An 11,361-nucleotide genomic window follows, 5' to 3' on the forward strand; every position below is an offset into this window, starting at 1 on the left:
GTACTGATTTTGAATTCATTTATTGTAATTTTGCATAGGTTTCTAATTTTAAAAAAAATGATACAAAAAACAATCACTCCCAAAGATAAAATTGTCAATCTTACTTTTGAGATTCCTAAAAATTATGTTGGAAAAGCATTGAAAGTATCAATTGATTTTGAAGATGAAAGCATCCAAAATGAAATAAAATTATCTAAAGAAGATTTCCTAAAATGGGTGAAAAATGCAGAAAAATCCCCAACAATGTCTTTAGAAACGTTTAATGAAAAATGGGAAGAGAAAAAGCTGAAAATTCAGAACAATATAAGATAATTGTCTCTGAAAATTATTGTTTAAACTTAGAAGAAATTGTAGATTATATAGCATTTGAAAAACATCAACCTTTAAATGCCATTAAAATTGGTAACGGAATAAACAGAACAATGAATAAAATTATTCATAATCCTTTGATTTATTCTGAATGCGAAAATATTCCAACCAAAACTAAAATTTACAGAGAAGCAAATTATAAAACTTGGCTAATTATATTCAAGATTAAAGGATACCAAATTACAATTTTAGGTGTTTTAAGTGGAAAAAGAAAGACCTCATCTTTTAAAAAACTTCGATAATTTATTAAATATTTTCAAAACCATTATTGCTTTTTAAATCTTAAAAACTTATTTTAATCTTTCAAAACATTTAAATATAATTCTCTCATTAACAATACTTTTACCCCCGAAAACGATATTGTTTTTTTAAGAAAATTTTGAGAACCCAAACCGTTGCAATATTGTAACTTATGGACTATCTTTGCACCCTAATTCGAAATTCATAAAATGAATAAATTATTGATTGTTGGAACGGTTGCTTTCGACGCGATTGAAACTCCTTTCGGAAAAACAGATAAAATATTAGGTGGTGCTGCAACGTACATTGGTTTATCAGCGTCATTTTTTAACTTACAATCGGCCATTGTTTCTGTAGTTGGTGACGATTTTCCTCAAGAACATTTAGATCTTTTAACTTCAAAAAATATTGATATTTCTGGTATCGAAATTGTAAAAGGCGGTAAAACCTTTTTTTGGAGCGGTCTATACCACAACGATTTGAATTCCAGAGATACTTTGGTTACAGAACTTAATGTTTTGGCTGACTTTCAACCAAAAGTTCCTCAAAACTTCAAAGATTCAGATGTGGTAATGTTAGGAAACTTACACCCATTAGTGCAAAGCAGTGTTTTGGATCAAATGGAGAAAAAACCAAAATTAGTAGTTTTAGACACTATGAATTTCTGGATGGATTGTGCTTTACCTGAATTATTAGAAGTAATCAAACGTGTTGACGTGATTACTATTAATGACGAAGAAGCAAGACAACTTTCAGGAGAATATTCGTTAGTAAAAGCAGCAGCTAAAATCCAGGACATGGGACCAAACTATGTGGTGATCAAAAAAGGAGAACACGGAGCGCTTTTATTCCATAACAGAGAAGTGTTTTTTGCACCAGCTTTACCATTAGAAGAAGTTTATGACCCAACTGGAGCTGGAGATACTTTTGCAGGTGGTTTTTCCGGATACATTGCGCAAAGCGAAAACATCTCGTTCGGGAACATGAAAAACGCTATTATTTACGGATCAAATTTAGCTTCATTTTGTGTGGAGAAATTTGGAACAGAAAGGATGGAAACATTAAGCAAAGCAGAAGTAGCGATTCGATTACAGCAATTTAAGTCGTTAACTCAGTTTGACATAGAAATATAATGCCTTAAAGCCTCGGGAAACTCGGGGCTTTTTTATTACGTTATTACGCACAACTTACAACAACACAAACACAAAATTACAATGAGCGACGCTTTAAAACACGAATGTGGTATAGCCTTAGTTAGACTTCTTAAACCGCTTGAATATTACAAAGAAAAATACGGAACTGCTTTTTACGGGATACAAAAAATGTACCTTATGATGGAAAAGCAGCACAACCGTGGGCAAGACGGAGCAGGTTTTGCCAGCATCAAACTAGATGTTGAGCCAGGAGAACGTTACATTAGCCGAGTTCGTTCGAATCATGCACAACCGATACAGGATGTTTTTAAACAAATCAATGAGCGCATCAACGAAGAGCTGACTTCAAATCCTGAATATGCTGATGATGTTGCCGCTCAAAAAGCAAATATTCCTTATATAGGAGAATTATTTTTAGGTCACGTTCGTTACGGAACTTTCGGAAAAAATAGCATCGAAAGTGTTCACCCATTTTTACGTCAGAGTAACTGGATGCACCGTAATTTGATTTTAGCCGGAAACTTTAATATGACCAATGTTAAAGAGCTTTTCGAAAACTTAGTTGAACTAGGACAGCATCCGAAAGAAATGGCCGACACTGTAACGGTTATGGAGAAAATTGGACACTTTTTGGATAAAGAAGTAATGCAATTGTATCAGGACTGTAAAGCAGAAGGTTACTCAAAAAGAGAAGCTTCGCCAGTAATTGCTGAACGATTGGATCTTGCCAAAATATTAACCCGTTCTGCTAAAAATTTAGATGGAGGTTACGCAATGGCTGGATTATTAGGTCATGGTGATGCTTTCGTATTTAGAGATCCGGCCGGTATTCGTCCAGCTTATTTTTATCAGGATGATGAAGTTGTGGTAGTCGCTTCAGAAAGACCTGTTATTCAAACGGTATTTAATGTTCCTTTTGAAAAAGTTCAGGAAATCGAGCCAGGAAATGCTTTAATTATCAAGAAAAACGGAAAAGTTTCTATGAATCAAATTCTGGAACCAACCGTAAAAAAAGCCTGTTCTTTCGAAAGAATTTATTTCTCAAGAGGAAGTGATGCTGAAATTTATCAAGAACGTAAAAACTTAGGAAAATTAATTTTGCCAGCTGTTTTAGAATCAATTGATAGTGATACTGACAATACGGTTTTCTCTTATATCCCGAACACTGCCGAAACTTCATTTTATGGTTTAGTCGAAGCGGCTCAGGACTTTTTAAATCAAAGAAAAAACAATTATATTTTAGCCAATAGAAATACATTGACGGCTGAAACTTTACAAGAATTACTGGAAGTAAAAATTCGTACCGAGAAAGTTGCGATTAAAGATGCAAAACTAAGAACCTTTATTACTGAGGATAGTAGTCGTGATGATTTGGTAGCACACGTTTATGATGTAACCTACGGCGTTATCAAACCAACAGACAACCTTGTAATTATTGATGATAGTATCGTTCGCGGTACGACTCTTAAAATGAGTATCATCAAGATGATGGATCGTTTGAAACCAAAACGTATTGTAATTGTTTCATCGGCACCACAAATTCGTTACCCGGATTGTTACGGAATTGATATGGCAAAACTGGAAGGTTTGGTTGCTTTTAGAGCAGCATTAGCTTTGCTAAAAGAAAGAAACTTATACCATATCGTAGATGAAGTTTATGCCAAATGTAAAGCTCAGGAAAACTACGTTGACGCAGATGTTGTAAATTACGTTACGGCAATCTACGATCAGTTTACACCAGAAGAAGTTTCAGATAAAATTGCCGAAATGTTGAGTTCACCAGAAATCAACGCCGAGGTGAAAATTATTTTCCAAAAAGTAGAAGATTTACACATTGCTTGTCCTAAAAATTTAGGAGACTGGTACTTTACCGGAGATTATCCTACACCTGGAGGAAATAGAGTTGTAAATCGTGCATTTATGAATTTCTATGAAGGAAAAGACGCAAGAGCATATTAGAAAAATATTAATAAAAGGTTAATTTGTGCATTTCATCGGTTTTTTATGCCGTTCATCCTATATGTTTGGCGAATCCGTTGTGCTGTAATACTTTTGAACTACCATAACATTAGTAGGTTAAGTTTATGGTAGATTTGGGGCAAAAAGGGTGGAAGCAATTCCACCTTTTTTATTTTTATAAAGTTCCAAAAACCATCAAAGTAAGAAATTACGTCTTTTGTCGGTTTTATTGGTAATTCATCTAAAATATTTGGTTTAACAAAATAGCTACTATACTTTTACTGAACCATAACATTAGTAGGTTAAGTTTATGGTAGATTTGGGGCAAAAAAGGCGAAGAGATTCGCCTTTTTTATTGCAATAAAGACAAATCAAATCTTAAAATTAGCTGTTTATTACTTTCATACTATTTTCTCCCTTCGGTTAACAGTTAAACATTAATTTTCTAATATTCCCTTTTTTAAATAACTTCTTTTTTAATAGTAACATTTGAAGAACATAATTATAATTGTTTTGATGTTAGAATTTGGGATTTCAGGTTTTTCCGGGATTTAAATTTCCTGTTTTATTAAGATTTAAATCATCAATCTTATTTGTTTTTAACACTAAACTACCTATTAACGATTATATTTACCTTTCGTCTAAAAAATTTTGCAAATCAAAACCACAAAAGTACTTTTACTAAACCATAACATTAGTAGGTTAAGTTTATGGTAGATTTGGGGCAAAAAAGGCGAAGAGATTCGCCTTTTTTATTGGAATAAAGTTAACTGATTTCTTTATTCATTTCCTTTCCCTCCTTGGTTACATAAATCTTCATTTTTAGTGTTTTTTTTCATTATTACCTTTTTAAGTTTGATCATTTTTTAGTGATTAATTTTCCTGATTCATTATTAAATCAAACGTCTATAATCTTTTTACTTTGATTTTAATTTGGCTCTTTACTCCTTAAAACAGACCAATTGAATCTTATAAACATTTCTACTAGCAACAACTATTGCCAATAAAGGCTTTTCATCGTTTTTTTTTGTATTTAATCTAAAAAGTAGTCTTTTTCGTGTAATTTTTATTGTTTGAAAGAATTTATTTATATTTTTGAAGTGTAAATGAATTATTAAATAACTAAAATTTATCATTATGTCGTTCTCAACAACATTAACAGTAGGTGGAAAAGATTACAAAGTATTAAGCGTAAGCTACGATTTAGCGCAAGAAACAGATGCTTCAGGGCGTCCTTCGACAGTTACTCGTGGCGGAAGAATCATGGTAGAGGTAGAATCTACCGGAGGAACTGAATTATTCGAATGGATGACGAACAATTTCGAGAGAAAGGATGGTTCGGTGAAGTTTATTAAACGTGATTCAAACGCAACTTTGAAAGAATTGAAATTTACTGAAGCTTACATGGTGAAGTACAAAGAAAACTTTGACCACACAGGCGAAAATCCGTTAACTGAAACCTTCATGATTTCAGCACGTAAAATCGCTATGGGTGGTGGAGAGTTTGATAATGCCTGGGTATAACCCAAAAAGACTTCATCAACTTTTTAAAGCTTGAACCTTTTAGGGGAGTCTATTGTATAGGCTCCCCTTATTTATTCCTGAAATATTTTTCAAAACAACATTAACGATTTTACTAAACCAAATTCAATATGAGCTTTTTATCAAGATTACAAGTAGATGGTGAGGAATTTAACGTGTTAGAATTTCACATCAATTTTACACAAGAAAGAGACACAACTGGCAAGCCTAACGGTATATCAAAAGGAGGAAACATCAATATCACTATTGAAGCTTCGAAAAATACGCATTTCTTATCCTGGATGATTAACAGCGACTTAACCAAAGACGGAAAAATTATTTTTTACAGAAGAGATGCCATGAGCAAGATGAAAGAACTGACTTTTACAAAAGCATATTGCATCAACTATCATGAGCAGTTTACAAGTACAACCGAAGTTCCTATGAAAATTACTATGGAATTAATTTCCCAAAACATTGTTTTTGGCGATGCAACCTTTGATAATAACTGGATTTCATTAGAATAATCGACTTAAAACATACAAGCCATGGGAAAATTTGCGGACCAAGTTCACATTTCCGTCACAGGATTTCAAAAACAAGTAATCCATTCTAAATTGCGATTAGAACAAAAAATGAATGAACACCATCATTTTTCGTTTATGTGGCATTATACCGGTTCGATAGTCATCAAACCAGAAGAACAGTTTAAGCAAATTCAGATGTTTAATGGTGGTGAAGTTATTTTTACTTTTAAAACTGAAGGCGGAACCAAATTGATGTCCAAAGGCATCATCACCAAAACCATGACACAATATCGAAATGGAAGCCCTGTTGGACTTCATGTAACAGGTGTTAGTCATACCGCAGTGCTAAATGATTTAAGAAAAACCCGAATCTTTAAGAATCAGACCCTGGAAGAAATTGCTTTGGATATTTTTTCAAAAGAGGGTCCAGGAGAATTTTACCAGCAGGAAGCCATAAAACCCACCTATACCAAACGTTTTGATGCCATTGCGCAAAACAACGAAACCAATTTTGAATTCCTCAAAAGAATGGCAATCCGCTACGGACAATGGTTTTATTTTGATGGGATGCGCATGCAGTTTGGGCAACTCAAACAAAGTAAAATAAAACTCATAAACGGTTCTTCGCTGCATAATTTTGGTATCGAAACCGTTCTGGAATCACACAAAACTTCGTTGTCGGGGTATGACTTTAATACCGCCAATACACTAAAAAGTCATGTACCCAAAACCCCAACAGGTAGTCAGGATTCGCTGTCCAGGGTCATCACTCGTGATCAGGCTCAGATAGTTTATTCGCATGATTATCTGCGAATTTACGGAAGTTATACCTCCCAAGCCCATAATAGCGCAGAAATAGAAGAAATGGTCAAAATGCAGGCCGCTGCTAAAGATGCCGGCAGTGTTTTTTATACCGGAATGTCGCATTTGCCATTAGGTTTGGGGCAGGTTTTTAACATCAAAGAGCAAGAAGTTCCAAGAGATTTAGTCGTAATCGAAGTGACCCATTTGTCAACCGGAAGAGGCAATTATTGTTGCGAATTTGTTGCGATTCCTTCCGATGTTTACGCTCCTCCATATACCGATGTCGAGATTTTTTCCAGAGCCGAGATGCAACCTGCAAAAGTTACAGACAATAAAGACGAAGCTGGTTTAGGACGTGTAAAAGTGCGTTTTAACTGGTCTGGCGATGATAAAAACGAAAGCGACTGGATACGATTGATTCAGCCACACGGAGGTGCTGGCAAAGGATTTTATTATATCCCAGAAATTGGAGAAGAAGTTATGGTAGGTTTTGATGGAGGCGATATCGACCGGCCAATAGTCATGGGCGCCCATTATAACGGAATAGAAAGTTCTGGATATTACACTCCGAATAATGATAATAAAGTGATACAAACTAAAAGTGGTTGTAAAGTTATCATTAATGATGCCGAAGGTTCTCTTTTGACAGAAGATGCCGCCGGAAGCAAAGTTTTTCAGGACGGAAAAGGAAATATTGATATAGATGCGCCTAAAAACATATCGTTTACTGCTGGGGATGATATTCTTATTAATGCAGGAAAAAACATAAGAACTACAGTAGGTTTAGACAAAATCGATACTATAGGAAGAGACCATTCTGAAGATATAAAAGGAACCAAAAATATAAGCGTAGGCATTGATTTTTTTGTTCGGGTTATGGGTAGTCTCAAAGAATTTGTAAAGGGCAAAATTGAATCGCATACAGAAAAAGAACGAAAAGAATTTGGCGCAAAAGGAGTTGACACCAGTAGCCACGGTACGATAAGTAAACATGCTCAAAAAGATTTGAGAAACAATAGCGGAGAAAGAACAACCTATAATTAAGGAGAACAGACTATGAGACTAAGATATTCTGAAGAAGAAATTATAAAAACAACCAAAGGAGATCATAATATTTATTCTGGAGTTGATATTTCTGAAAATGCTGCTGATTTTATACGTAACTCTTGTGATGGACACGTTTATCATGGAGATCCTGATGAGGCTCCGGAGTTAAGAATGGGTAATTATTTTGTAAAAGGAGAATGGAGAAATCATAAAGGCGAACCCATAACCAGAGCCGTTTACGGGCAAAAATTGCAATTCTATATAGAATTTGATTTAGAGTACGCCAAAGAAGGGCACGAATTTGAATTTGCACTTTATGATGATGATCGAAATGATTATTACGAAGACACTGTAAAAAATGTAGACGATTTTATGAAGTTGGTACATCCAAAAACAAATGAATCTTATAAAATTGAAAAAGTAGGTAAGGATGGTAAAAATATTCTTAAATTTTCAGTACCCGATCTTTTTGGAAAATTAGAAAGTATCGATAATGATAAAATATACGAACTATACTTTAGATGTACTTATAAAGGAGAAACAGGCACAGAAAATGTAGATTTACCAGCTCGCCCAGTAAATTATCTTAGGCTAGGCGCTTTAGTAATAGACCGTTTCAAAATGCCTGGTTTAAACCCACAAGGAACTGATATTGCAGATGATATGACTTTTGGAACAGGATATAAGTATAATGGCCCTCAAATTTATCCGCAAGAAGTTTTACAAAAATTTAAAAACCAATATCAAACTTTTGGTTTTCATTATTTTACACATAGATTGTTCTCAAACGAGGATAATTCTAGTTTGCTAGAATCCTTAAACCCTATAGAGATAAAGCAAACTTCTGAGCGAGACGAGCTTTATAAAATTGAGATAGACAATACTCGTGTAGCCACACATAAAGTAGATATTGCAACCGAAATTAATAACCGGAAAAAATGGCAAAATAAAAACCGAAAAGCCAAGTATAGTAAAGATGAAATTTATAATACAAAGCTTAAATGGTTTGTAAAAGTGCCTTATACAGATATCGAAATAATTTCTGGAGAAGAAACCACAGGTAGAGACGTTGAAGAATTTAGCGAACATGATTTTTTGGGATTAATAAAAAGAGATGATGATTATTTGTTTCGCATTTTTAAGGATAGAGCCGAATCATTTTTTGCCAGAGGAGAAATGCAGGATAACCTACACCAACTCATAGACAAGTTTAAGCGTAACGAAGGCGGTGTTTTTGAGAGCCAAATCATGACCAACCAAGCCTTGAGCCGCAAAGAAACTGATGATTATTGCCAAAAGGTGGAAGATTATATTGCCGAACAACTCAAAATAAATTTTTCTAATTTAGAAAAAATTGAAGATGTTGAGTCTTATTTTGAGAAAATCGAAAAAGAAAAAAGAATCGTTTCTAATGTTAAAGGAAAAAGAAAAAAAGAATTTACAAAACCGACTTATTCGTATGGAGCTTTGTATGAAGCACCTGTAAAAGGAACTGATGGTTTAACAATTGCGCTAAACGATATTTGGGCAACCGAAGTTTTATTGCAAGAGCTAATTTTTGACGGGGATAATTATACCGCAAAATACGAAGTCATTTTGTGGGATCATTTTGGGCTTGATTTACCTGATTTACAAAAGATTTTTAATATTATCCCTCTAGTAAAAGATGTTTTTGTTTGTTGGTTTATACTACAACATCTCCGTGGTTTCAAGCCATTTTTAACTAAATTAAAGTTCGAAAAAAAGTTTTCTGGAAATCTGCAAGAAGGAGTAGCAGAACGAGAAAAAATGAGAGAAGGCGAGAGAGAGCAAAAAGCAAAAGAGTTAAATCAAAAGATGAGAGATGATATGTTGAGAGAACCTAAATTTTAAAAAAAATGAAAAATATAATTATTATTCTATTAATATATTTTTTTTATTCTTCTTGTGAAGAAGATAAGCCAGAATTTATTAAGTCAAAAGCAATTGGGGGTTTGTTTTTACTAAAGAATCCTCCAAAAGAAGATTCTTTAGTAAAAAATCTTGTAAAAAAATTTTTACTAAATAATTCTAAAAAGAATCTAAAAAGAATGCCGGATATTGATTTTTATAGATATACTTCAGATACTAAATATTTTTTAAATCATAAGGAAGATGATCCAAGCGGTTTGAGTTTAGGAGAAGAACAATTAAGTTTTTATGAAGAAGAAAAAATTGCTGTTTTTAGTATTAGTAAATGTGAAAATGACAATGCAAATTTAATTGGAGAATTACGATTCTATAATGAATATGGCAATTTTTACCGACCAGATACAATAATTTTTAAATGCTATTAACTTTTGAAAGTGATAACTATACCGCAAAATACGAAATCATTTATGGGATCATTTTGGGCTAGATTTACCAGATATGCAAAAAAAGTTTAATACAATACCTAGTATCAATGAGGTTGTTGCCTTCTGGTATGTCCTACAACACTTACGTGGTTACAAACCATTTTTAACCAAATTGAGATTCGAAAAAAAGTTTTCTGGAAATCTGCAAAGAGGAAAGGCTGAAATAGAGCAAGAAAAAGCACAAAAAAAGGCACAAGAAGATTTAGAATGGGAGAGACAGTACAAAATAACAAATCGAGGTTTTAGAATTTAAATTATGAAAATATATATATTAATATCTGTTATTGTTTTATCAATAATTTCATGTAATAGGAAGACAGAATTTGTACAGTCTAAAGCAGTAGGTGATTTATTTTTACTAAAGAATCCTCCAAAAGAAGATTCTTTAGTAAAAAGTCTTATAAAATATTTTTTACTAAAGAATCTTCTTAGTAAGACAAAAAAACAGCTTCCACAAATTGATTTTTATAGATACACATCTGATACAAAATATTTTTTAAATCATAAGGAAGATGGTTCAAGTGGTTTAAGCTTAGGAGAGGAGCAATTAAGTTTTTATATAAATGATAAAATTGCTTGTTTTATTGTTTCAAAATGTAAAGATGATACAACAAAATTGGTTGGTAGGTTCCATTTTTATGGAAATAAAGGTAATAAGTCTGAATTGGACACTATAATTTATAAATGCAATTAGAATTTTGTATGAAATTATACAGCAAAACACGAAGTCATTTTCTAAGATCATTTTGATTTACAAAAGGTTTTTAATATTATTCCTTTAGTAAAAGAGGTTTTTATTTGTTGGTTTATACTGCAACATCTACGAGGTTATAAACCCTTTTTGACCAAATTGAGTTTCGAAAAAAAATTCTCAGGAAATCTGCAAAGAGGAAAGGCTGAAATTGAGAAAGAAAAAGCACAAAAAAAGGCACAAGAAGATTTAGAATGGGAAAGACAATACAAAATTACAAATCGAGGTTTTAGAATTTAAATGATGAAAAAATATATATTAGTATGTGTTATTATTTTATACTTGAATTATGTTTCTCTTTTTATGTGGTAAATAGACTATACAGGGAGGAAATCGAGTGAAGAAATTATTAAAATTTTCAATATTGTTATTCCTAATTAGCTCACTATTATCAACGATTATCTATTCTATAAGTCCATTAAAAATAGGTAACAATGCTGATATTATTGAATTTATAGGTATAGTAAATTTTTTTAGCATATTATTTTTAGTTACTATTATTGGCTACATATTTTTGCACTATATATTTACTTTTAATGATAAAACCATTTCTATAGTTACAAACTTTTTAATTGTTTTTTTGATATTATTTAATCATACCTCCGAATGGAAAA

12 protein-coding genes are annotated in these 11,361 nt (G+C 32.6%); all 12 read left to right on the forward strand.

Going from position 1 to position 11,361, the window contains the following annotated elements; genetic code table 11:
• The first annotated feature begins 57 nt into the window (after positions 1–57).
• The 12 genes from GON26_RS19795 to GON26_RS19850 all read left to right on the forward strand — a co-directional run bounded on the left by GON26_RS19795 (position 58) and on the right by GON26_RS19850 (position 10,987).
• On the forward strand, positions 58–312 hold the full coding sequence (locus GON26_RS19795; protein WP_160376501.1) for a hypothetical protein: 255 nt from the start codon (positions 58–60) through the stop codon (positions 310–312).
• The gene (locus tag GON26_RS19800) at positions 270–611 is read left to right on the forward strand and encodes a type II toxin-antitoxin system RelE/ParE family toxin (protein WP_160376502.1); all 342 of its coding nucleotides are present in this window, start codon (positions 270–272) and stop codon (positions 609–611) included. The genes GON26_RS19795 and GON26_RS19800 overlap by 43 nt, the downstream gene beginning before the upstream one ends.
• A gap of 207 nt (positions 612–818) precedes the next feature.
• Positions 819–1,742: a PfkB family carbohydrate kinase gene (locus GON26_RS19805; RefSeq protein ID WP_160376503.1), complete on the forward strand. Its 924-nt coding sequence runs from the start codon at positions 819–821 to the stop codon at positions 1,740–1,742.
• 81 nt (positions 1,743–1,823) lie between these two features.
• Entirely contained in the window at positions 1,824–3,722 is a 1,899-nt protein-coding gene (locus tag GON26_RS19810; protein ID WP_160376504.1) for an amidophosphoribosyltransferase, read from the forward strand.
• Between the two features lie 1,137 nt (positions 3,723–4,859).
• Positions 4,860–5,246, forward strand: coding sequence for a type VI secretion system tube protein TssD (gene tssD, locus GON26_RS19815; RefSeq protein ID WP_160376505.1), 387 nt, complete (start codon positions 4,860–4,862; stop codon positions 5,244–5,246).
• Positions 5,247–5,374: 128 nt separating this feature from the next.
• The gene (gene tssD, locus GON26_RS19820; RefSeq protein WP_160376506.1) at positions 5,375–5,770 is read left to right on the forward strand and encodes a type VI secretion system tube protein TssD; all 396 of its coding nucleotides are present in this window, start codon (positions 5,375–5,377) and stop codon (positions 5,768–5,770) included.
• A 21-nt stretch (positions 5,771–5,791) separates the two neighbouring features.
• Positions 5,792–7,618 (forward strand): type VI secretion system Vgr family protein, encoded by a 1,827-nt coding sequence (locus tag GON26_RS19825; protein ID WP_160376507.1) that lies wholly within the window; start codon positions 5,792–5,794, stop codon positions 7,616–7,618.
• A 12-nt stretch (positions 7,619–7,630) separates the two neighbouring features.
• Complete coding sequence (locus tag GON26_RS19830) at positions 7,631–9,493, forward strand: DUF3289 family protein (RefSeq protein WP_160376508.1); 1,863 nt, start codon at positions 7,631–7,633, stop codon at positions 9,491–9,493.
• 5 nt (positions 9,494–9,498) lie between these two features.
• The gene (locus GON26_RS19835) at positions 9,499–9,936 is read left to right on the forward strand and encodes a hypothetical protein (protein ID WP_160376509.1); all 438 of its coding nucleotides are present in this window, start codon (positions 9,499–9,501) and stop codon (positions 9,934–9,936) included.
• Between the two features lie 28 nt (positions 9,937–9,964).
• Positions 9,965–10,249 (forward strand): DUF3289 family protein, encoded by a 285-nt coding sequence (locus GON26_RS19840; protein WP_317164719.1) that lies wholly within the window; start codon positions 9,965–9,967, stop codon positions 10,247–10,249.
• Positions 10,250–10,252: 3 nt separating this feature from the next.
• Positions 10,253–10,690, forward strand: coding sequence for a hypothetical protein (locus GON26_RS19845; RefSeq protein ID WP_160376510.1), 438 nt, complete (start codon positions 10,253–10,255; stop codon positions 10,688–10,690).
• Positions 10,691–10,846: 156 nt separating this feature from the next.
• The gene (locus GON26_RS19850) at positions 10,847–10,987 is read left to right on the forward strand and encodes a hypothetical protein (RefSeq protein WP_160376511.1); all 141 of its coding nucleotides are present in this window, start codon (positions 10,847–10,849) and stop codon (positions 10,985–10,987) included.
• Positions 10,988–11,361 lie beyond the last annotated feature (374 nt).

Origin of the sequence: Flavobacterium hydrocarbonoxydans, assembly GCF_009789235.1 — a bacterium.
Classification (GTDB): domain Bacteria; phylum Bacteroidota; class Bacteroidia; order Flavobacteriales; family Flavobacteriaceae; genus Flavobacterium; species Flavobacterium hydrocarbonoxydans.

Bases quoted from the DNA above. Each gene is read 5' to 3' on its own strand.
- GON26_RS19795 (WP_160376501.1), top strand. From the start codon at position 58: ATGATACAAAAAACAATCACTCCCAAAGATAAAATTGTCAATCTTACT.
- GON26_RS19800 (WP_160376502.1), top strand. From the start codon at position 270: ATGGGAAGAGAAAAAGCTGAAAATTCAGAACAATATAAGATAATTGTC.
- GON26_RS19805 (WP_160376503.1), top strand. From the start codon at position 819: ATGAATAAATTATTGATTGTTGGAACGGTTGCTTTCGACGCGATTGAA.
- GON26_RS19810 (WP_160376504.1), top strand. From the start codon at position 1,824: ATGAGCGACGCTTTAAAACACGAATGTGGTATAGCCTTAGTTAGACTT.
- tssD (WP_160376505.1), top strand. From the start codon at position 4,860: ATGTCGTTCTCAACAACATTAACAGTAGGTGGAAAAGATTACAAAGTA.
- tssD (WP_160376506.1), top strand. From the start codon at position 5,375: ATGAGCTTTTTATCAAGATTACAAGTAGATGGTGAGGAATTTAACGTG.
- GON26_RS19825 (WP_160376507.1), top strand. From the start codon at position 5,792: ATGGGAAAATTTGCGGACCAAGTTCACATTTCCGTCACAGGATTTCAA.
- GON26_RS19830 (WP_160376508.1), top strand. From the start codon at position 7,631: ATGAGACTAAGATATTCTGAAGAAGAAATTATAAAAACAACCAAAGGA.
- GON26_RS19835 (WP_160376509.1), top strand. From the start codon at position 9,499: ATGAAAAATATAATTATTATTCTATTAATATATTTTTTTTATTCTTCT.
- GON26_RS19845 (WP_160376510.1), top strand. From the start codon at position 10,253: ATGAAAATATATATATTAATATCTGTTATTGTTTTATCAATAATTTCA.